This window comes from Pleomorphochaeta sp., assembly GCF_050031695.1.
GTDB lineage: Bacteria > Spirochaetota > Spirochaetia > Sphaerochaetales > Sphaerochaetaceae > Pleomorphochaeta.
Genome location: NZ_JBNAIC010000060.1, coordinates 31,397 through 54,995 on the forward strand (window position 1 = coordinate 31,397; position 23,599 = coordinate 54,995).

General features: G+C 28.0%; 19 protein-coding genes. 14 read left to right on the forward strand and 5 right to left on the reverse strand.

Going from position 1 to position 23,599, the window contains the following annotated elements:
• A complete protein-coding gene (locus ACPKM0_RS10345) occupies nt 1–1,044 on the reverse strand; it encodes a KamA family radical SAM protein (RefSeq protein ID WP_472475691.1) in 1,044 nt (347 codons plus the stop codon).
• A 135-nt stretch (nt 1,045–1,179) separates the two neighbouring features.
• Between ACPKM0_RS10345 and ACPKM0_RS10350 the strand changes: the two genes are divergently transcribed.
• On the forward strand, nt 1,180–2,481 hold the full coding sequence (locus ACPKM0_RS10350; protein WP_472475693.1) for an MFS transporter: 1,302 nt from the start codon (nt 1,180–1,182) through the stop codon (nt 2,479–2,481).
• Between the two features lie 101 nt (nt 2,482–2,582).
• On the opposite strand, the gene efp is transcribed toward ACPKM0_RS10350, so the two are convergent.
• From efp to ACPKM0_RS10370, 4 genes are read right to left on the reverse strand one after another with little or no spacing between them, the layout of a single operon-like run.
• Nucleotides 2,583–3,146: an elongation factor P gene (gene efp, locus ACPKM0_RS10355; protein ID WP_472475694.1), complete on the reverse strand. Its 564-nt coding sequence runs from the start codon at nt 3,144–3,146 to the stop codon at nt 2,583–2,585.
• Between the two features lie 38 nt (nt 3,147–3,184).
• Nucleotides 3,185–4,216 (reverse strand): amino acid--tRNA ligase-related protein, encoded by a 1,032-nt coding sequence (locus ACPKM0_RS10360; protein ID WP_472475696.1) that lies wholly within the window; start codon nt 4,214–4,216, stop codon nt 3,185–3,187.
• 38 nt (nt 4,217–4,254) lie between these two features.
• Nucleotides 4,255–5,769, reverse strand: coding sequence for a UxaA family hydrolase (locus ACPKM0_RS10365; RefSeq protein WP_472475698.1), 1,515 nt, complete (start codon nt 5,767–5,769; stop codon nt 4,255–4,257).
• 9 nt (nt 5,770–5,778) lie between these two features.
• Nucleotides 5,779–7,269, reverse strand: coding sequence for a tagaturonate reductase (locus ACPKM0_RS10370; RefSeq protein ID WP_472475700.1), 1,491 nt, complete (start codon nt 7,267–7,269; stop codon nt 5,779–5,781).
• A 111-nt stretch (nt 7,270–7,380) separates the two neighbouring features.
• Between ACPKM0_RS10370 and ACPKM0_RS10375 the strand changes: the two genes are divergently transcribed.
• The 13 genes from ACPKM0_RS10375 to ACPKM0_RS10435 all read left to right on the forward strand — a co-directional run bounded on the left by ACPKM0_RS10375 (nt 7,381) and on the right by ACPKM0_RS10435 (nt 23,511).
• Nucleotides 7,381–8,016, forward strand: a complete 636-nt coding sequence (locus ACPKM0_RS10375) for a GntR family transcriptional regulator (RefSeq protein ID WP_472475701.1) — start codon at nt 7,381–7,383, stop codon at nt 8,014–8,016.
• Between the two features lie 38 nt (nt 8,017–8,054).
• Nucleotides 8,055–9,452: a glucuronate isomerase gene (gene uxaC / locus ACPKM0_RS10380; RefSeq protein ID WP_472475702.1), complete on the forward strand. Its 1,398-nt coding sequence runs from the start codon at nt 8,055–8,057 to the stop codon at nt 9,450–9,452.
• Between the two features lie 156 nt (nt 9,453–9,608).
• Nucleotides 9,609–10,160: a lipocalin family protein gene (locus ACPKM0_RS10385; RefSeq protein WP_472475704.1), complete on the forward strand. Its 552-nt coding sequence runs from the start codon at nt 9,609–9,611 to the stop codon at nt 10,158–10,160.
• Nucleotides 10,161–10,333: 173 nt separating this feature from the next.
• A complete protein-coding gene (mnmE, locus tag ACPKM0_RS10390) occupies nt 10,334–11,671 on the forward strand; it encodes a tRNA uridine-5-carboxymethylaminomethyl(34) synthesis GTPase MnmE (protein ID WP_472475706.1) in 1,338 nt (445 codons plus the stop codon).
• Nucleotides 11,672–11,680: 9 nt separating this feature from the next.
• Nucleotides 11,681–13,492: a tRNA uridine-5-carboxymethylaminomethyl(34) synthesis enzyme MnmG gene (gene mnmG, locus ACPKM0_RS10395; RefSeq protein WP_472475708.1), complete on the forward strand. Its 1,812-nt coding sequence runs from the start codon at nt 11,681–11,683 to the stop codon at nt 13,490–13,492.
• A complete protein-coding gene (rsmG, locus tag ACPKM0_RS10400) occupies nt 13,492–14,139 on the forward strand; it encodes a 16S rRNA (guanine(527)-N(7))-methyltransferase RsmG (RefSeq protein WP_472475710.1) in 648 nt (215 codons plus the stop codon). The genes mnmG and rsmG overlap by 1 nt, the downstream gene beginning before the upstream one ends.
• 128 nt (nt 14,140–14,267) lie before the next feature.
• Entirely contained in the window at nt 14,268–17,339 is a 3,072-nt protein-coding gene (locus tag ACPKM0_RS10405; protein WP_472475712.1) for a DNA translocase FtsK, read from the forward strand.
• An 18-nt stretch (nt 17,340–17,357) separates the two neighbouring features.
• Nucleotides 17,358–18,173, forward strand: a complete 816-nt coding sequence (locus tag ACPKM0_RS10410) for an aminotransferase class IV (RefSeq protein ID WP_472475714.1) — start codon at nt 17,358–17,360, stop codon at nt 18,171–18,173.
• A gap of 97 nt (nt 18,174–18,270) precedes the next feature.
• Complete coding sequence (locus ACPKM0_RS10415; protein ID WP_472475716.1) at nt 18,271–19,938, forward strand: DEAD/DEAH box helicase; 1,668 nt, start codon at nt 18,271–18,273, stop codon at nt 19,936–19,938.
• 65 nt (nt 19,939–20,003) lie between these two features.
• On the forward strand, nt 20,004–20,750 hold the full coding sequence (locus ACPKM0_RS10420; protein ID WP_472475718.1) for a lysophospholipid acyltransferase family protein: 747 nt from the start codon (nt 20,004–20,006) through the stop codon (nt 20,748–20,750).
• A gap of 1 nt (nt 20,751) precedes the next feature.
• Nucleotides 20,752–22,194, forward strand: coding sequence for an ATP-binding cassette domain-containing protein (locus tag ACPKM0_RS10425; RefSeq protein WP_472475719.1), 1,443 nt, complete (start codon nt 20,752–20,754; stop codon nt 22,192–22,194).
• On the forward strand, nt 22,187–22,948 hold the full coding sequence (locus ACPKM0_RS10430; RefSeq protein ID WP_472475721.1) for an energy-coupling factor transporter transmembrane component T family protein: 762 nt from the start codon (nt 22,187–22,189) through the stop codon (nt 22,946–22,948). Before ACPKM0_RS10425 ends, ACPKM0_RS10430 begins: the two co-directional genes overlap by 8 nt.
• 11 nt (nt 22,949–22,959) lie before the next feature.
• On the forward strand, nt 22,960–23,511 hold the full coding sequence (locus tag ACPKM0_RS10435; RefSeq protein ID WP_472475723.1) for an ECF transporter S component: 552 nt from the start codon (nt 22,960–22,962) through the stop codon (nt 23,509–23,511).
• The last annotated feature ends 88 nt before the right edge of the window (nt 23,512–23,599 follow it).

Here is a 23,599-nt window from a genome sequence, read left to right on the forward strand (position 1 = left end):
TTATTCAATATGTGGATATTTTCTAGTTTCTCCATTTAAAGTGTAAAAAACATAAGTATTGTTTTTCACTTCCTTCAAATAACATTGAGATAAAGGAACTTTACCACCACCTTTTGGTAAATCTATCATAAAATTAGGCATAGCAAGCCCAGATAATCTTTTCCTCATTTCTTTTTCTATTTTCATAGTTTCATTAACATTTACTCGAAGATGAGCAGTTCCTGATACAAGATCACCTTGAAAAACATAATAAGGTTTTATTCTATTAAATAATAATTTTTTACATAATTCTTCCATAATATCAAAATTATCATTAACACCTTTTAGCATTACTGTTTGATTTAATGCAGGAATTCCTGCATCTATAAACATACTTATAGCTTTTATAGATTTTTCTTCAAGTTCTCTTGGATGATTAACTTGGGTTAGTAAATAGAATGGTGCACTATCATATTTTTTGAATATGTTGATCAAATTCTCTGTGACTCTAGAAGGTGCTGTTACAACCATTCTTGTACATATTCTCATAATCAATTTGGGATTTTTATCTCTTAACGTTTTAATTAAAAACTCAAGTTTAGTATCTGATAAAGTTAATAAATCGCCACCTGTTAATAATATTTCAGTTATTTCAGGATGATTTTGAATATAATTTGCTGCATCTATAATTTCTTCATTTTTTATTGGACCGATTAATTTTCCTGTAAATCTTCTTCTAAAACAGTGTCTACAATACATAGGACATATATCTGTGGTAAGCAATGCAACCCTATTATCGTAACGATGAATTAACCTATTAGTTTTTGTATTATTTACTTCTTCAAGAGGGTCTATATCTTCTAAAGGTTCATCTATTTCTTCTAAAACATTTGGGAATACTTGTATTCTAAGAGGGTCGTTTTCATCTTCAAGATTAATTAGTGATAGAAAATGTTTTGTTATAGATATCGGTAAAGTGTTTTCACTTTCCTTAAACGCCATTTCGTTTTTAGTTAATTTATATTTTTTCTTTAATTCGTTAAAATTATGAACTTCGATTTCCATAAGTAATGGTTTATTATAATTTCATATTTTTAACAAGTGGTATTGAATATTAGAATTCTGTTATATGGAAAAATTAATAATATTAATTAACAAATGTGTGTTAAAATAGGATATAATATGTTTTGAGGTGAATTTATGTCTGCTGAAAAGAAAAAAAGTTTGAAAGGATATTATTTAACAACTTTCTTAATTGGTTTAGGATTTTTTACTATGGGGTTAATGGACCCTTTATATGATACTTATGTTCCTATTTTCTTGTCTAAATATATTAATTCAAAAGGTGCAGTTGGCTCAATTATGACTTTTGATAATATTTTAGCAATATTTTTGATTCCAGTTTTTAGTGCAATAAGTGATAGGACTAGAACTCCAATTGGTAGAAGAATGCCATTTATTATTGTTTTACTACCATTAAGTGCAATCATGTTTGGATTAATTCCTTTTTCAGCTCTTTATGCTCTTTGGCTATTAATTATTGCAGTTTTTTTATTAAATATTTTTAAGCAAGCTGTAAGAGGTCCTGTAGTTGCATTAATGCCTGATATGGTCCCAGGAGAAGTTAGATCTGAAGCAAATGGTGTTATTAATACTATGGGTGGAATTGCAACAATAGTTGGAACAGTAGGTTTAGCGAGATTGATGGATGTTCCAATAACTATCAATAATCAATCATACGATAATATTTTGGCATTTCCAGTTGCAAGTATATTAGTTATAGTCGCTGTTATTTTATTATTTATATTTGTTAAAGAGAAAAACGGAAATTATAAAGATGAAGATGATGAAGAAAAAGTCTCAATTAAAAAAAGTTTAAAAGTTATTTTTTCTGAAAAAGATAAGAGCGCATTATTCATTCTTTTATCATTACTATTTTGGTTTATTGCATACCAAGGTGTTTTACCTTTCGTAGGTCTTTATAGTATTGATATACTAGAAACTTCTAAAGGAACAGCTTCTTTAGCTGCAGGAATGGTAGGTATTGCTTATGCTATCTTTGCTATCCCTTCTGGTAAAATAGCTCATAAGTTTGGAAGGAAAAAAACAATTAGAATTGCTTTATTTGCTTTAGTTATTATTTTATTAAGTGTTTTTGCTCATGATAAGATTACAGCTAATCAATCACAACAATTTAGACAATATACTTTCTGGGCTTTATTATTCTTGTTTGGTATTTTTTGGGTAACAATAGTAACTAATAGTTTTCCAATGCTTTGGCAAATGGCAGATTATAAAACTATGGGAATTTATACAGGGCTATACTATTTCTTTAGTCAATTAGCTTCAATTATATCTCCACCTGTTACAGGTTTCTGTATTGATATATTTGGATTCCAAAGTTTATTTGTATATGCTGCTATAAATATGGGTATTGCCTTTATATTAATGAGAGGCGTTCACAGAGGTGAACCTGAAGATGATCCTGTAGAAATTAATTAGATAATTAAATAAAAAAAATAGGCTAATTCTTTTATTGGAATTAGCCTTTAATAATTAATAAAGGTCAAAAATTGATTTGACCTTTTATGATTATTTTAGAATTAACTGTTTACTCTTTCTAAATATTCTTTAGTTTCAGTGTTAACTCTGATTTTTTCACCTTGTTTGATGAAAATAGGGCATCTAACTTTTAGACCTGTTTCAGTTGTTACATATTTTGTAGCACCTTGAACAGTATCCCCTTTAATTGCTTCTTCAGCTTCAGCAACAAGGAAAACAACCTTACTAGGAATTTGGATGTCTAATAATTGATCTTCCCAGAAAGTACAACGATAAGTATCACCGTCTTTCATTAAATATTCGAAATCAGGGAAGTTAGCCATAGGAACTTCAAGTTGATCGTATGTGTCAGTTAACATTAAATGGAAAGATTCTCCATCATTGTATAAGTATTGGCAATCGCGATCTTCAACTGTAATTTCTTCTGCGTTATCTTGACTCTTCATTGTTTCTGCAAGAATTTGACCTGTTCCAGGATTTTTTAATTTTAGACGTACAAATGCTGAACCTTTACCTGGGTTAACGAATTCTCTGTCGATGCAAACAAAAGGTTGTCCCTTAATAAGTAGAGCGGTACCTCTTTCAATTTGACCTGCTTTTATCATGCTTATTTACCTCTGTAATATGAAATTAAATTTAATAGCTAGAGTAGCATATCAGAAAAGGGGAAAAGAATCACCCCCTCGATACTATCAATATTCATTTGACTCATTAAAAGTCTATCCATACCAATTGCAACACCGCTAGATTGAGGAAAAGAGTTGAAAATTTCATGATATTTATCGTCTATATCAGGAATTACACGATTTGTAGAAGATCTTTCTCTTACAATTGTTGAAAATTCTTTTCTATAATATTCTTTAATTTTTTCTTCATCTTTCATCTCATCATAACAATTTGCAACTTCAAGTCCACCAATATACATTTCCCATCTTTTTTTGTACGGTGATTGTTTTTGATTTGTAGCTAAACAATCTATTTGTTGTGGATAGTTATATAAAATTAAAGGTTTATCTTGTGGTAAATTTGGTTCTACATAAGTTAAAAATATTCTATTAAAAGTAGATTCCCAACTTTCATTTCTTTTTACAGAAGATAAATTCAATTCTACCGCTTTTTCATATAAATCAATTTGTCTTTGGCATTTATCTAAATCAATATTTGCGTACTTTTTCATAGCCTCATTTACACTCATTTTATTAAATGGTGGTAAAGCCCAATCAGGAGTATTATTTATATGTGTTTTAAGTAGCATTTCACTTGTTAATTCAATTGAATCTTGCTCATCCATATTGTTTGAATAATATTCAAGCATAGAAAACTCTATATTGTGTTGTTTTCCTAATTGTTCACTGTTTCTAAAACATTTAGAAAACTGGTAAATTGAAGGATAACCTTCACTAAGTAATTGTTTCATAAATACTTCAGGGGATGGAATCATATATAATTCTTTACTAGGAAAAAAATCTGATACAAATTGTGTTGAAAAGTTATCTATTGTCGACTCTGGTATTAAAGTAGGAGATAGAGTTGGTGTTTCAACTTCTAAGTAGTTTTTATCATTAAAGAATTTTCTTATATTAGAATATAATAAACTTCGATTTTTTACTGCATTGATTTTGTCTAAATTGTTCATAACATCATTGATAATATATTTATATATAAGTGTTTTCAAGGTTAAAAAAAACTTGCCTTAAAAAAAGGCAAGAAATATTAAAGAGTAACACCATTTTTAAATATGGCTATTTCATTATAACCATTTATTTCATTTTTAGATTGTATATCTCCATTAGAAAGTTTAACTATATAGTCAATAAGTTGGTCTCTTATTTCATATTTGTTTTCACTTAAAATTGGTGATGCATCAAAATCTATCCAATTCTTTTTGTTAGTTGCTAATTTGTTGTTTGTAGCTATTTTAACTGTTGGAACAACAGATCCTAGAGGAGTTCCTCTACCAGTTGTAAATAGAATAAGATTTACTCCACTAGCACTCATATTAGTTGTTGATACTATATCATTTCCAGGTCCGTTTAATAATAATAAACCACCTTTATCTATAATATCGCCGTAATCTAAAACACCTTCAATAGGTGCTTTACCACCTTTTTGAACACATCCTAAAGATTTATCTTCTAAAGTAGTAATTCCACCTTCTTTGTTACCAGGAGAAGGATTTTCATAAACTACTTGATTATTATCAATATAATATTGTTTAAAATCGTTAATCAATTTTACACAAGAATTGAATACTTCAGTATTTTTACATCTATCCATTAGGATTTGTTCAGCCCCAAACATTTCAGGAACTTCAGTTAAAATTACACTTGAATTATATGAAGCTAATTTATCACAAACAAGTCCAACTAAAGGGTTTGCACTAATCCCTGATAAACCATCAGATCCACCACATTTCATACCTATTTTTAATTTACTTATACTAACTTTTTCTCTTTTAGATTTTTTAGCATAATTAATTAAATCAAGTAAAAGATTTTTAGAATCTTCAATTTCATTTTCACTTTCTTGTGCTATTAAGAATTTAACTCTATCAGGATTATAATCACCAACTTCTTCTTTGAACTTATCAATTGTATTATTTTCACAACCAAGGCCAAGTACTAATACACCTCCAGCATGGGGATGATTAACTAAATCAGCTAGTATCTTCTTTGTGTTTTCATGATCTTCTCCCATTTGAGAACAACCATAAGGATGAGTTAATGCTAATACTTTATCAATATTTGTGTTTGAAATTTGAGAATTCCCCCAGCTCTCTAGAGTTGTTGCAATTTTATTTACACAACCAACCGTTGGAATAATCCAAATGTCATTTCTAATTGCGATATTACCATTATCTCTAAGATAAGCATTAATATAAATATCATTATCGACTTTATTATTAGCTTTCCAAATTTGATTTAGTTCAATAGCTTTATCTTCGTCATAACTATATTCGATTTGTTCACTTAAATTAGTAATAGTATTATTAGTGTGTACGTGAGAACCTACTTCAATATCACATTTTGCTTTACCAATAGGGTAACCATATTTAATAATATTATCCCCTTTATTTATGTTTGTTATAGCAATTTTATGACCTAAATTAATATCCTCTAATACTTTAAAAGTATTAGAGTTTATATTAATTTCTTCAGACTTTTTAATAGGTTCAAGTGCAATAATAACATTATCATCTTCTTGAATTTGTATATATTTTGTTTTCATATTTAATACCTATTTTACAAAATTGTCTAAAGCTTGTTTCATCCCGTTATCACAAATAGAATTATAGCTTTCTAAAACTAGTTCTTCTAAATTAGCTAGCTGGGATAAATCAACTGACCACCAATCAGTTTTGCTTAAGACTTTATTTACAATTATTTTTCTATCTTGTTCTTTTGTATCATCATATTTTGTATATAGATCTTCAAAATAATGTAATACACTTTCATCATCTTTAATTAAATATTCACTACCATTATAAATGCCTGCCATACTTCTATTTTCTACATTTTTACCTTTATAGAATTTAATTAATGCAGCTAGTGAAAAACTTAAATTTTTAGGTGCTTTATTATATTTTTCAACATAAGAGATAACTGATGGTAAATCACGAGTTTTAAATTTAGATGTTGAATTTAAAGAGATAGCTAATACTTGGTGGTTTAAGAAAGGATTTCTAAATCTATTTAGAACATCATTAGCATAATCAACTAACATTTCTTTTTCCCCATCCATAGATTCAATAATTTCATTGAAAAGACCATCTTTAATGAATTTATAAACAACTTCATTGTTTAATGCTTCATCTACAGTTTTAATTCCATATAAATGTGCAGCTAATACCATCATAGTATGAACACCATTTAATATTCTTACTTTTCTAGTTCTATAGAAAGACATATCATCAGTAAAGATTACATTTAAACCTGCTTGATCTAGAGGGAAAGACTCTTTTAGTTGTTGTAATTTATCTTTTTTACATTCAATTACCCATAAGTGGAATATTTCTGCTGTATCTAAAAGATTATCTTGATATCCAATTTTTTCACAAATTGCATCTGCTTCATTTCTTGGATATCCTGTTACAATTCTATCAACTAATGAATTAGCAAAAATACATTCCTCATCAATCCAAGAAATAAAATCATCGCCTAATTCCCATTCCTTAGCATATTGAATTATTATTTTATATAGATTATCTCCATTCTTTTCTATTAGCTCACAAGGTATAAAAGTTAAACCATGTCCTTTCTTTTCAAAATGATTGAATCTTTTATATAACAATTGTGTTACTTTAGCAGGGAAAGAAGCTGCTGGAGTATCACTAAGTTTACAATCTGGTGTATAAGAAATACCAGCTTCAGTTGTATTTGAAATAACAAATTGTAAATCTTCACTTTTACTTAATTTAATATATTTATCAAATTCATCATAAACATTAATACATCTGCTTACACTATTAATAATTCTATAATCTTCAACTATTTCATTATCTCTAATTCCTCTAGTTATAGTAGTATAAAGACCTTCTTGATCGTTTATCATTTTGGATAAACCATTTGCTAATGGTTGTACAATTACAACATTAGAATCAAATTTTTTATTTTCATTAGCAATATCAACTTGCCAATCTACAAATGCTCTTAAGAAATTTCCTTCACCAAATTGAAGAATCTTTTCAGCTCTTTTTACTGTTTTTGTAATTTCATTAATTGTTTTCATAAACCACCTCTTAAATATACACTGTTGTATACAACATTGTATATGATATTGCAATTTTGTCAATAATAATTTATACTAAATTTCAAATAATATAAAAATAAGGAATATTTAATGAGAGTTAAAAAGCAAACCTTAAAAGAAAAAGCTTATGAATATATAAAAAATAAAATAATAAATTGTGAGTATGCTCCTAATGCTTTTATAAATGAAGAAATGATAGCTAGTGAGTTAAGTGTTAGTCGAACTCCTATAAGGGAAGCTCTTATGAGATTAGAACAAGAGCAATTAATTAATATTCTTCCAAAACGTGGGATAATTGTTTGTCCTTTAACTCCTGATTTAATTACCTCTATTTTTGAAACAAGGTTACTAATTGAACCATTTATTATTGAAAATTACGGCCAATATTTGGATAAAAACAAATTACTAGAATTTAAAAAATTGTACGAAGGCGAATATAGGAAGGATAGAAGTGAATTTGAAATAGATGATGAATTTCATGGATTTTTATCTAGCTGTAGTAAAAATACTTATTTAGTTAAAACTTTAGAAAATACTACAGTTCATAATCAGAGAATTAGAATATATTCAGGAATAAAAGTTTTTAGAGTACCAAGAACTTATGATGAACATATTCATATAATTAGCGCATTATTAGAAGATGATTATAAATTAGCTGCTAATAAGCTTAGAGAACATATTTTACAATCAAGAAAAAATTCACTTGAGATAGTGTTTTCATCATAAATAAAATAAAAAAATAATTTCAATTGGAGATATATATTATGAAAGAGTTTATGGGTAATGATTTTTTACTTCAAAATAATACTGCTAAAGAATTGTTTGAAGCTGCAAAAGATATGCCAATTTTTGACTATCATTGTCATTTAATTCCTAGTGAAATTGAATCTAATAAAAGATTTGATTCAATTGTAGATGTTTGGTTAGGGGGAGATCATTATAAATGGAGACAAATGAGAACCTTTGGTCATGATGAAAAACTAATTACAGGTGATGCTGATCCTTATGATAAATTTTATGCATGGGCTCAGACAATGGAAAATTTAATTGGTAATCCACTTTATCATTGGACTCATTTAGAACTTCAAAGATATTTTGATATTAAACTACCTCTAAATACTAAAAATGCAAAAACTATTTATCAAATTACTAATGAAAAATTACAAAACGATAAAGATTTAGATGTTTATGGTATTATGAATAAGTTTAATGTTCATACAGTTGGAACAACTGATGATCCTATTGATTCATTAGAATATCATAAAAAAATTATGGATAGAGGTGATTTAAAGACTAATGTTCTTCCCTCTTTTAGACCTGATAAAGCAATAATTATTGAAAAAGATACTTTTATTGATTACATAAATAAATTAGCTAAAGTTGCTAATGTTGATATAAAAAATGTAAATGATGTAGTTGTAGCTTTAGTAAATAGATTAGATTATTTTGTAGAAAATGGATGTAAAGCAACCGATCATGGTCTTAGTAATATTCCAGCTGTTTTCTTAAGTGAAAATGAAGTAAATGAAATATTTAAAAAGAGAATGAATAATGAAGCTATTACTTTAGTAGAAGCAGAAGCTTATAGTTCATATATTTTACTAAATCTTGCTAGAGAATATCATAAAAGAAACATTGTTATGCAACTTCATATATCAGCACTTAGAGATAATAATACTAGAATGTTTAAATTATTAGGTCCTGATACAGGTTATGATTCATCTCATGATAATAATGTTGCATCAAAAGTTTCTTTATTCTTAAATGAATTAGAAAAAACTAATCAACTACCAAAAACTATTCTTTATTCACTTAATCCAAAAGATTATTACTCTTTAGGAACTCTTTTAGGTTGTTTCCAAGGTGATAATATTAGAAATAAAGTGCAACTTGGTTCTGCTTGGTGGTTCTTAGATCATAAAGATGGTATGGAAGAACAAATGAAAATTTTAGCAAATTTATCTATGCTTCCAAACTTTGTAGGTATGTTAACTGATAGTAGATCTTTCTTATCCTATCCAAGACATGAGTATTTTAGACGTATTATGTGTAACTTAATTGGAACTTGGGTTGAAAATGGTGAAGTATATAATGATAAAGAACTATTATCTAAAATCGTTAAAGATATTTCTTTTAATAATGTTGAAAAATATTTTAATTAATTATTAGGCTTTAGCCTATCAAATAAAAAGTGTTGTGTAAGTTTTATTTATAAACTTAATAACACTTTTTTTTTACTATTACTAAATCAGAGATTTTAGTTTATCTTATTTGTTTTATGATTGTTGGTATGAGATAATAATAAAAAAGGAGCTTTTATGAAATTTAAATTTATCTTTGTATTATTAATAGTAGTATCTATCCTTTTAGTAGGTTGTGCATCTAATAATAAATTTGAAGGAGATCCACTAGAAACTGTTGAAACTTTAGATCTAAATAGATATTTAGGAAGATGGTATGAAATTGCTAGATTCCAAAGTGGATTTGAAAAGAAAATTTATGGAGCGACTGCTGAATATTCTTTAAAAGATGATGGAAGAATAAAAATTGTTAATAGTGGTTTCAAAAATAGATTAGATGGTACTTATAAAGCTGTAAATGCTGTTGCATGGAGACCTGATGATTCTGTTCAAGGAGCTTTAAAAGTTAAGTTCTTTTCATTATTTACCGCTGATTATTTAGTATTTGCAATTGATGAAGAGAATTATGATTGGGCATTAGTGGGTAATAATAACAGAAACTTTATTTGGTTCTTATCAAGAACGCCTGATTTAGATGAAGAAACTTTTGAATATATGAAATCTATAGCTATTGAACAAGGCTATGATTTATCTCAGTTGTTTATTGTTCCACAAAAAGCTAGAGAATAAAAAAAGTTTATTAAAAAAATATTAACTATATACTTAAAATTAAATTAGGATATTTATTTGTATCCTAATTTTTTTCTTTTTTTAGTAACCATTATATTTATAATTATAGATTGATGAGAAATCTAGCTTGTTATCTTGTCATTTAATCCCTCTATATCATATAATCAAAAACCATGGAAACATATAATACAGATGACATTATTTATGCTCTAGCTACAGGCTGGAATCAAAGTGCATTAGCAATTATTAGAATTAGCGGAAAAGGCTGTTTGAAAGCTTTATCTTCATGTTTTTCAAGACCAAAGAGTCTATTGAATTCTAAAAATGCAACTTTATTACATGGCTTTATAGTTGGTGAAAATAATCATAAAATAGATGAAGTTGTTCTATCTATTAATTTAGAAGGACATGGATATACTAAAGAAGAAGCCGTAGAAATTACTACTCACGGTTCTTTAGCTGTAATTACAGAAATTATGAATTTACTTTCTAATAATGGAATGAGACAAGCAAAAGGTGGAGAATTTACTCTTAGGGCTTTTTTAAATGGAGCTATGGATTTAACTCAAGCTGAAGCTGTACATGAACTTGTAACATCTCAATCTCAAATGGAAAGAGGTTTAGCGTTAGGAAGATTAGAAGGAACTCTACATAATAGAATTGAAGAATTAAAACAAAATCTATTAGGTGCAATGGCAATTATAGAAGTTCAACTTGATTATGCTGAAGATGAAGTCGAAGATTTTGATTTCCCATTAAGTGTAATATCTGATACTAGAGATTCTATTGCTTCTCTATCTGATACTTATGAAACAGGTAGATTATATTCTCAAGGTGTAAAAATTGTTTTAGCTGGAAGCACAAATGCTGGTAAAAGCTCTCTATTCAATCTCTTATTAAAACAAAAAAGAGCAATTGTATCAGATATTCAAGGAACAACTCGTGACTATATTGAAGCTCAAACTGTAATTAGAGGAGTTCCTGTTAGATTATTTGATACAGCGGGGTTAAGAGATAGTAGTGATTTAATCGAAAACGAAGGTATTAAAAGAACTAAGGAATTAATAGATATTTGTGACGTTGTAATATATTTAGTAGATGGAGTTGATGAAAATACTATAATTGATAGAAGTATTATTGACAATTCTAAGACTATATTAGCATATACAAAGAGAGATATTAAACATAGAAAAGAAGCTATATCGATTAGTACAATTACAGGTGAAGGGTTAGATCATTTATTTGATGCAATTTTAGAAAAAACAGCATCAGGAATATCTATTTCTGATGATTCAACACTTGTAATTGAATCTAGTAGACAACATAAACTTTTAGAAGAAGCTAGAGAAGCCCTAAATACAGCACTAGAATTAAATTCCATTGATATGGGATTAGATATTATCGCTCAAGAGTTAAATAATGCTATAACTGCTTTGGGTGGTTTAACAGGTGAGATTACAAGCGATGATGTACTTGATAAAGTATTTGGTGGATTTTGCGTAGGAAAATAAGGAAACAGTATGGATTATGATGTAATAGTAATTGGTGGTGGACATGCAGGAATTGAAGCATGTCTAGCTACTAGTAGAATTGGTTTTAAAACATTATTAGTAACACAAAATATAGATGCGATTGGAAGATTATCATGTAACCCAGCAATTGGTGGGCTTGCAAAAGGGAATATTGTTAGAGAAGTAGATGCATTAGGTGGGGAAATGGCTCATTTAATTGATGATACTATGATTCAATATAGAATCTTAAATAGAAGACGTGGGCCTGCAGTTCAATCCCCTCGTGCTCAAGCTGATAAATTCGCATATCATATGAAGGCTAAACATACATTAGAACTTCAAAAAGATTTAGAAGTTTTTATGGATACTGTTGTAGATTTGATGATTGATCATGATAAAAATGTTATTAATGGTGTAATTACAGAAAGAGGCCATAAAATATCTTCTAAAACTGTAGTCTTAACTACAGGAACTTTTATGGAAGGTAGAATCTTTATTGGTAAATATGACTCTCCATGTGGAAGGCTTGGCGAAGCTGCTGCTATTGGACTTGGCACAGCTCTAAGAAATCATGGATTTACTTTAGGTAGAATGAAAACAGGTACACCTGCTAGAGTTAGAAGATCTTCAATTGATTTTTCTCAGTTAGAACTTCAACCTGGTGATGATCCAATGATGCCTTTCTCTTTTGATTATGAAACAGTAGACAGACCTTCAATTCCATGTTATATCACTTGGACTAATGAAAATACACACGCCGTAATTAAAAAATATATGCATTTATCTCCACTTTATGGTGGGAAAATTGTTGGTAAAGGCCCAAGATATTGTCCATCTATTGAAGATAAAGTTGTTAGATTTCCAGATAGAAATAGACATCAAATCTTTATTGAGCCAGAAGGTGCAGAAAGTGAAGAGATGTATTTAAATGGACTGTCTTCTTCTTTGCCTGAATTTGTTCAAAATGAATTTATGAGAACTATGAAAGGTCTTGAAAACGTTGAAGTTATGAGACCAGCTTATGCAGTTGAATATGATTATATGGACCCACTTCAACTTCTTCCATCGTTAGAAACAATTAAGATTAGTGGTTTGTTTGTTGCAGGTCAAACTAATGGTACTAGTGGTTATGAAGAAGCTGCTTGTCAAGGTTTAATGGCTGGTATAAATGCAGCCCAAAAACTTAAAGGTGAAGACTCTATTGTTTTATCAAGAGCTGAAAGTTATACAGGTGTATTAATTGATGACTTAGTAACTAAAGGTACAAAAGAACCATATAGAATGTTCACATCTCGTGCTGAATATAGACTTAATATGAGACATGATTCTTGCGATCAAAGATTAACTGAAATAGGACATAAAGTTGGACTTCAAAGTGAAGAAAAACTTGAAAGATTAAAAGAAAAGTTAAAACATATAGAAAGTGTTAAAGATTTATTAAAACATCATTCATATAATAAGAAAAATGCTCTTCAAGCATTAAAAATGCCAGAAGTTGAGATTGATGAAATGATAACAAAAATACCTAAATTAGCTAATTATAGTGAACCAGTAAGATATCAAACTCAACTTGATGTTAAGTATGAAGGATATATTAAAAAACAAGAAAAAGAAGTACAAAGATTTGCATCTTTAGAATCTATTAGAATTGCTGATGATTTTGACTATGATAGTGTTAGTGGTATGAGTACTGAGGGTATTGAAAAATGTAAACAAATTAGACCTAGAAGCATTGGACAAGCTAGTAGAATAAGTGGTCTTAGGACTACTGATGTGGCTGTATTAATGGTACATGTTAAGAGATGGAGAAGTAATCAATAGTGAATTATGAGAAAATATTAAGAGAATGTGCTTCATCTTTAAATATAGAGTTAAGTGATGAACAAGTTTTAAAACTATTGAGATATGTTAGTGAGATTGAATTATTTAATAAAAAATATAAATTAGTTGGTGCTAAAGATGAAGAAATCATAACTAAACATATTATGGATAGTTTATCAGCTGTTAAAGAAATAGAAAAACACATTAGTGATGATTCAATTATTTGTGATGTTGGATCAGGCGCTGGCCTTCCTGGTATTCCTTTAGCAATTTATTTTGAAAATAATAAATTTGCTCTAATTGAAAGAATGAGTAGACGTGTAAATTTTTTAAACAATGCTATTATTGCACTTAGATTAAATAATAGAGTTGAAATTATTCCTAAAGATTTGAAAGAGGTTGATAAAAAGTTCGATTTAGTAACATTTAGAGCTTTTCATCCGTTATTTGATATAGTTGATGAAATTGATAATATAACTCATAAAGATTCGATTATTTGTGCATATAAAGCTAGATTGGATAGTGTAGTTGCAGAAAAAGATATGGTCGATAGTGAGTGTAGTAGTAAATGGGAATTTGAATATGTAAATTTAGATATACCATTTATTGATGCTCCAAGAATGTTATGTTTATTGAAAAAATGTTAGTATAGTTAATGAGTCCTTAATTGGGCTCTTTTTTATTTGTAAATAATTAATTAGTGTAAAAGTAAAAAAGGTCGAAGATTTTTTAAAAATATGATATTATTAAAAAAGTTAGTTTTGAGATACTTGAGATGAAAAAAAGAAATAAAAATAAAATAAAAAATAATAATTCAACTAAAAAAAGTAAAAAGGGGAAAAATAAAAGCACTTCACAAAAACTTAAAAGAGGGAAAGTTTCTCTTATTATAGGGTGCATCGGTGTTATTTTTTCTCTGATCTTATTATCTTCTATCTTTATTGATTTATTTAATCAACCGATAGGATTAGAAGCCTATGCAGATAAAGTTGTTAATTTTTTTCTCGATAAATTAACTTTTGTAAAAAATCATGCTTTATTATTATTATTTACAGCTATTTCAACTTTCATTATTTCAATTATGATTTTGGTATATAGAAGAGATAAACAATATTCTTATATTAAAATAGGAATATTTAGTATGTGCGTTTTTAGCTTTTATTTAATTACATTAAAAGCTATTAATCTGCCTTTTCCAACATTTGTTGTAAATAGTTTTTTAACTAATGATTTAACTTCTGCACAAATATCATTTAGACTATTATTATCTGTAATTTTAGAAATAGTTTTATTAATTATATTTAATCCTATTTGTGACTATTTAAATGAAAAGCGTTTTATAAGAAAAACTAGAAAACCGGAAAAAAATAACACAAAAATAGTTGAAGAAAAAGTTCAAAAAGAGAAAAAAATTGAACCTCCAAATATTGATATTGTAACTAAAAAAAGTTCTTTAGGTATGAATATTCCACAACCAGTGGATGTTAAAATTCCTTCTTTTGTTCAACATGTATCTTTAGATACAAATGATATTGGAGATATTGAAACTCCTAAAAATATTGAAAAATATGAAGCTGATGTTCAAAAGATTAATAAAGAAATAGATAGTGAAGTAAATGATTATATAAATCAACCATCGACTATATCATATGAAACTCTTCTTAGAGCAAAGAAAAATGTAGAAGAAAAGATGAATAAAATAAATTCACCTAAACCTATCAAAAAAACAGTAGTAAAGAATAATAATAATTCTAATCCACTTGATTTACAGTCTGTAATTAAAGATAGAGTTTCTAAAGATACAATAAAAAGAGAAGATGATGACTTACCTAGTGTAGATACTTCTATTAAAAAAGAGAGCCCTGCTGTAACAGCTTATAAACAAAGAGAAGCAAAAAAAGCGAGAGAATCTGTTTCAAGATTATATAATTCAAATAGTAACTCAGATGTGCAAAAAACAGACAATTATAAAGAAAATGATACTGTTGAAAATAATAATTCTATAAAAAACATCATGAAAAGTGGTCATTTAATAAAAGCAACTGAAGAGCATTCTTTAAAAAAAGAGATTGATAATATAGTTAGTGAAAATGAAAATAAGAAACATGAAAGCTTATCATTGATTGATGAAATTAATAAAAAAGCACAAGAACATAGGCATGAAATTATAAAAGATATTGATGATATTTCTTTTGAAGACGAAGGCGCTAGAAATGTTTTATCTTCATCATTATATTCGAATAATTCGATAAAGAATGAAGATAATTCATTAAAACCTAATGAGATTGCTACTAATAATTATTATAGTAGTGCAAAACCAGTTAATGGTGCTAATTTGGTAGATGAAAAGGAAGAAACTGTTAAAGTAATTGAAGAGGATGAAGAAGATTTAGAATCAGCTATTGCCGGTCTTTCTTGTTCTAACTTTGTAAATCCTAATAAATTCTCATATAAATTCCCACCAATGTCTCTATTAGAGGTATATCCTCAATCAGAGCAAAGAATAGATGATATTACAAAAGAGAAAGCCGAAATCTTAATAGAAACTTTAGCTCAGTTTAAATATGTTGTAACACTTAGAAACATAGTAAAAGGACCTTCTATTACAATGTTTGAAGTAGTACCTGGAAAGGGAATAAAAGTTAGTGCTATTAATAATTTACGAGATAATATTGCTATGAATTTAAAAGCAAAAAAAGTTAGAATATTAGCCCCTATCCCAGGCCAAAGAGCTGTTGGTGTCGAAATTCCAAATGATGTGAGAGAGAAAGTTGGGTTTAGAGAAGTTCTTCAAACTATTGATACTGATAGATATTCAATTCCAATGGCAATGGGTAGAAATTTATATGGAGATTGTAAAGGTTTTGATGTAACAACATCTCCACACATGTTAATAGCAGGATCAACAGGTTCTGGTAAGAGTGTCTGTGTTAATTCATTGATATGTTCAATTCTTTATTCTAAAACTCCTAGAGAAGTTAGATTAATCATGGTAGATCCAAAAGTTGTTGAATTAACAATATATAATGGAATTCCTCATTTATTAACACCTGTTATTACTGATCCAAAGAGAGCTTTAAAAGCTTTAGATTTCTGTATAGATGAAATGGACAGAAGAAATAAGATGTTAGCTCAGATGAGTGTAAGAAATATTAAGAGTTATAACAAGAAAATAGTAGAGCAAAGAATTGCTCGAGAAAAAATGCCATATATTGTTGTAATAATAGATGAGTTTGCATCTCTAATGAGTATTGCAGGAAAAGAATTAGATGAAAAAGTTTCTAGACTTACTGCTATGAGTAGAGCGGTAGGAATACATTTAGTATTTGCAACTCAAAGACCATCTGTTGATGTAATAACAGGTGTTATAAAAAACAATTTACCAACTAGAGTTGCATTTGCTGTTACATCCACACAAGATTCTAGAACAATTATTGGAAATTCTGGTGCTGAGGATTTACTCGGTAAAGGTGATATGTTATTTAGTGAAAATGGAAAAGCTGTTGTAAGAATGCAAGGTGTTTTCTTATCGGATCAAGAAGTAGAAAAGATAGTAGATTTTGCTAAACAACAAGAAGAGCCTGAATATATTGATGAATCATACTTTGATAGTGATTATGAAGATGAAGATAGCACTCCCCAATCTTATAGTAATGAAGATGGAGATTTATGGGATGCAGCATTACAAATAGCTTATGAAAGAAATGGTACATCAGCTTCCTTTTTGCAAAGAAGATTAAGAATTGGGTATAACAAAGCAGCAAGACTTATTGAAGCAATGGAAGAAGAAGGAATACTCGGTCCCCCTAATGGTAGTAAACCAAGGGAACTATTAAAATATCAATAAAGAAGAAGGTAATATATAATGTTCAAGGAACATGCAGTAAAAAATGGAGACATTGTAAAGGTTGAAGATGCTGTAGTAAATATAACATACAGAGAAGTTCAATTTAGTTTTTCAGTTTATGAATCAATTTCAATTGTTAATAAAAGAGCTATATTTTTAGAAGATCATATAACTAGATTATTTAAATCATGTGTAGGAATAAAATTAAGACATCCTTTTAGAAGAAGTCAAATTAAACAATGTATTATTGATTTAATTACTATTGATAATATTGAAAGTGCTACTATGAGAATTTTAATAATTGGTGGTGCAAATCCTCAATTATTTATCACATACACAGATAAAATTACATACCCAAGTCTTTATTACAAAGAAGGAGTATCAGTTACAACATATGATGGGGAGAGAATATTTCCTAAATTTAAAACAAGTAACTTATTATTAAGTTATATTGCATTAGAAGATGCGAAAACAAAAGGAGCTTTTGAGGCTATACTAGTTAATCCTGATGGATATTTATTAGAAGGTACTAGATCAAACTTTTATGGTTTCAAAAATAAAAAATTATATACTGCAGAAAATGAGAAAGTATTAGAAGGAATTACTAGAACAAGAATATTGGAATCTGCTAGTGAATTAGGAATAGAAGTTGTAATGAGAGCACCTATGTTAAAAGAAATTAGACATGGGGATTTTGATGAATTATTTATATCTTCTACTTCTATGGCAGCTATGCCAATTAAAGAAATTGATGAGATGCCTTTTGATACAGATTTCTCAAGAACTCTATCTTTGATGAAAATGGTTAGAGATAAAGAAAAGTTTGATAAGTAAAACCTTACATAATATAGAGTATTCTTGTAATAATAATGAATTTATATTATTCTTTGCTTGTTTTTTGAGAAATAATTCCTAATAAGGTGAAATATAAATGAAATTTACACAATTACCTTTTAATGAAAATGTATTAAAAGGTATAAAAAAAGCGAACTTTATTGAATGTACTAAAGTTCAAGAAAAAGTATTGCCAGTAAGTCTAGAAAATAAAGATTTAATGGTTCAATCTAAAACAGGTTCTGGTAAGACAGCTGTTTATTTATTAACAATATTACAAAGAATTGCTATATCAATTGAAAATAATCAACCATTAGAGAAAGCATTAATTGTAGCACCTACAAGAGAGCTTGCTGTACAGATAAAGCAAGATGCTAAATTATTAAGTTCTGAATTAGATGTTAATATTGGTGTTTTCTACGGAGGCGTAGGATATGAAAAACAAGAGAAACAATTAAAAAATTGTGATATTTTTGTTGGTACACCTGGAAGATTATTAGATTTTCAAAAAAGTAAGAAAATAGACTTTAAGAAATTTGATATATTTGTTTTAGATGAAGCTGATAGAATGTTTGATATGGGATTTTATCCAGATGTCAAAAAAATGTTCTCTCTTTTAAAGAATAAAGATAAAATGCAAACAATGTTATTTTCAGCTACACTTAGTTTAAGAGTAAGAAATCTAGCTTGGGAATACATGAGTAATCCTATTGAGATTGAAGTTGAACCAGAAGAAATTTGTGTAGAAAAGATTACTCAAGAACTCTATCATGTTTCAAAGGAAGAAAAGTTCATTCATTTCTTATATTTAATGAAAAGAGAAAATAGTGAAAATGCATTAATATTTACAAATACTAAAGCTAAAGCAATTGAACTAGCTAAAAGACTTTCATTAAATGGATTTAATACCAAATATCTTATGGGGGACTTAAGTCAGTCTAAAAGATTAAATACTATTAAGAGGATGAAAGAGGGGCAAATTAAGTATCTTGTAGCAACAGATGTTGCAGCAAGAGGTTTGCAAATAGATGATTTACAATTAGTTATAAACTATGATATCCCAGAAGATTTTGAAAGTTATGTTCATAGAATTGGAAGAACTGCAAGAGCTGGTAAAACTGGTAAAGCAATAACTTTAGCTTGTGAAGAGTTTATTTATGGACTTGAACCAATTGAAAATTATATTGAAATGAAAATTCCTGTAGAGTGGGTTGATGAAGATGAATTAGCTAAAATCGAAGATAAATCTAAAGATTATAAATTTAGAGATTTAGTTAGTGAAAAAGAATATGCTTCAAGAAGATCAACTCCTTCATCAAGAAATAAGAGAAGTCCTAATTCTAGTAATCGAAATTACAAAAATAAAAAATCTGATAGATCTTATGATAGAAATAGAAATAATGATCGAAATAAAGATAGAAATAATAACTATAAAAACAAGAAGAATTATGATAAGGATTCTAGAGTAAAAAAAGAATATCCTAGAAATAAAAATAAGAAAGAATATAATGAAATTAGGCATTTATCTATCGAAGAACGTCTAAATTATTATAAAACCTTATATGGGGACGATAAATTATTAGAGAAATCTACTAATAGTAAAAACCCTAAAAAACCTCTACAAAAAGGTCAAAAGCCTGCTAAGGTTGAAGTAAAGAAAACTACTTCTAATAGTAATAGAAAGGCAGTTAAACCACAGAGTGCTGAAAGTAATAAGAAAAAAGGTCTCTTTAGTAGATTTTTTTCAAAATTATTAAATAAATAACCTTGTTGAATAAAAATAGATAGATTATTTTTTTATTAGATATACAAAAATGGAATGGTAAAATTATGAAATATATACATTATTTATTTGTTGGAATATTATTTTTTATTGGAGTAATTATTTCTACTGTCTTATGTGTAATACCTGCAAACATTATCAGATTGTTTAATGGTAAAAATCTTTCAAAAAAAATATATTGGTTTTGGGCTCCAAAGCTAGCAAGTTATGTTCTATGGTTATTAAATTGTCGAGTACATATTAAGGGTTTAGAAAATTTACCAAAAGATCAATCAAATATATGTTACATTTCAAACCATCAAAGTTTATTAGATATTTGTATGGTTGTAGGAAAATTAAAAGTAAAAGCTTCACCTATTGCAAAAATAGAAGTATTAAAAGCTCCTTTTGTTGGTTCTTTTGCTAAAGGTGTTGGAACTATTTTATTAGATAGAAAAAGTCCTAAATCTTCAATTAAAGCTATATTAGATGGTACTAATGAACTTAAAAAAGGTAAAAGTGTTATTATTTTCCCTGAAGGTACTAGATCTAAAACTGGAAAACTAGGTGAATTTAAAGCTGGAAGTTATAAAATGGGACTACGTGCTCAAAGCACATTAGTTCCTCTTGTTGTTCAAGGTACTAGAAGTGCATTAGAATCTAAAAAAGGGTTTAAGAGATATGATTGTTATATAAATATTCTTGAACCTGTTAGTGCAAAAGGTTTAACTAAAGAAGAACAAAAAGCATTCCCTGAAAAAGTTTCGAATTTGATTAGAGAAGAATATAAGAACTTACCAGAATATAAATATTAAAATGTTAGCTCTAGAAATTAAAGGTTTGACTTTAAAATATAAAAGTTGGACATCAAAACAAACAGAAAATGTATTTGATAATTTAAATTTAAGTGTAGCTGAAGGTGAAAAGGCTCTAATTTTAGCAAACAGCGATGAAGGTAAAACTACATTGTCACGTTTGTTATCTAATCTATTATTAAAATTTATTCCATGTGAAATTAGTGGTTCAATTAAGCTATTTGATAATGATATAACAAAATTTGAACCTTATGATTTAGTAGAGCAGATTTGTTACGTTTCTCAAAATCCAATGGAAATGTTCATAACTACTACAGTTGAGAATGAGATAGCATTTCCATTTGAAACATTAGGTATTGAAAGATCTTTAATAATAAAAAAAGTAAATAAAGCAATAAAAGAATGGGGCTTAGAAAAATACCGTGATGTCTCACCCTCTGAATTATCAGGAGGCGAGAGGAAAAGATTATTACTAGCTGTAACTTTTGCACTAAATTCTAAAATCATTTTACTCGATGAAGCTTTTGATGATTTAGATAAAGATTATAGAGCTTTATTAGCAAAAAAAGTAAAAGAAAGTAAAAGCACTGTATTAGTTTTTAGTGCTAGATATTTAACTCAATTTGAAGATGTCTTTGATACAATTAATGTACTTGAGAATAAACAAATAGTAAAAAATGAAAACTTCAAAAATAAATTTACACACCAAGATGTCACAACATATTTAAATGATACTAGATTAATTTATGAGCACGAAAAAAGAGTTGAAAATATATTAATTAATAAAGAAGAGTTACAAATTGAGTCTTTAGAAATTGAGAGAGTGAGAGAGAGTTCAAAGAGTAATAATTTTAAACTTCTTTGTAACGATTTTTCTATAAAAACTGGAGAAATTGTTCGTTTAGTAGGAAATAATGGAAGTGGTAAATCAACTCTAAGTAGAGTTCTATGTGGATTAGATTCACCGATTAAGGGAAAGGTTTTACTAAATAAAAAGGAAGTTGAAGAAGCTGTATTAAGAACTAAAATAGCTTATTTATTTCAAAATCCAGATTTACAGATTTTTTTACCTACAGTAAAAGAAGAATTAGCTTATGGTCTTGAAAATGATTCATCTTACAGCTCAGAAGAAATTAAAAGTAAAGTTAGTGATTGTGCTGCTCTATTTAATTTAGATTTAGATGAAACACCTTCTACTATGAGTTTTGCTCTTAGAAAATTCTTACAAGCAGGAGTATATTATCTATTAGATAGGCCATTTATTATTTTTGATGAAATAGATGGTGCAATGAATTATGAAGATGCATACTATATTATTGATAAACTTAGTGAAAGAGGAGCTGCTATCATTATAATTACACATGATGACAGCTTTGCTAAAAGTATTAGTGATAGAACATATATAGCAAAGAGTGGAAAAGTTGAGGTAGTGAAAAATGAGTAGTGCTACAATATATAGTGAAGGTAAAGGTGTATTATATAAACTTGATCCGAGAACTAAAGTTATTGTGACTTTAGTTGCTTGTGTGTTTGTTTTTTTACCTATGAAATTTACTGCTCTAGTTATTTTTTCAGCTTTTTTAACTATATTATCTTTTTATTCAGTTGGAAGAAAAAGTACAAATGGAATAATTAAGGCTATAGTTCCAATGATGATTTTAGTAATAATATTTTCACCTTTATATGAAAGATCTGGGACTCCATTACTTATATTAAAAAATTCATTAATAGTTACTTATGAAGGTTTATTGCATAGCTTAACTTTAACTCTAAGATTTTATTCTATTACATTCGCTTGTTCTCTTTTGTTTTTTACAACAAAGATGAATGATTTTATCTTAGCTTTACAATTCTTTTTCATACCTTATAAAACATGTTTAACTATTTCTTTAGTATTTAGAACAATACCAACAATTTTCGATGCTTTTAATCAAATTTCTGATTCTCATAGTTTAAGAAGATCTAAAGAAACTAATAAAAAGAAGATAAAAAACCTTTTTCCAACCCTTACTAGTGCTCTAGTAGTATCTCTTAAAACAATACCCTCATTAGCAATGTCACTCGAAGCTCGGGGTTATGGATTAAAAAATAAAAGAACAAATTTTCATCAATTATCGAAAAATAAGTGTTTTTTTATCCAAACTGTTGTCATTATGTTTATTTTTACTATAATGGTAATTGCATTTAAAAATTTTTAGGAGTAATTTTTATGGGAAATCAAAAATCAAATTCTGCATTGAGAACTTCATTAATTGCAGTATTAACAGCAGTAGTTGTAGTGTTTACTATTATTATTAAGATTCCAACTCCAACTAAAGGATATTTGAATCTTTGTGATTTAGCTATTTGTTTTATAGCTTTTACATTCAGTCCAATGACAGCGTTTATAGCAGGTGGTTTGGGGACCGCAATTGCCGATATTATTTCAGGTTATCCACAATGGGCACCAATATCATTTGTTGTACATGGACTTGAAGGGTTAGTTGTAGCACTTATTGTAAAAAGAAGCGTACAAGATATAAGTGATGGAGTAAAAGTTTCTCCACTTAGAGTTATTCTCGCTATGGTAGTTTGTGTAATAATAGTAGCTGGTGGTTATTTTATTTTAACAGCTATTTTTATGAGTATTGGAATAGGAGCGGCAGCAGCAGGTATTCCTGGGAATATAGCTCAAGCAGGTATCGGTGTTGTAGCAGGTTATGCATTATCAAGAGCAGTTGTAAAAGCTTATCCGCCAGTGCAAAACTTATTAAATTATTAAATAAATCAAAAAACGTTGGAATTTTCTAACGTTTTTTTTTATATATGATTATTTTGTAATTGAAAAAATAATTAAAAAATATAACAAT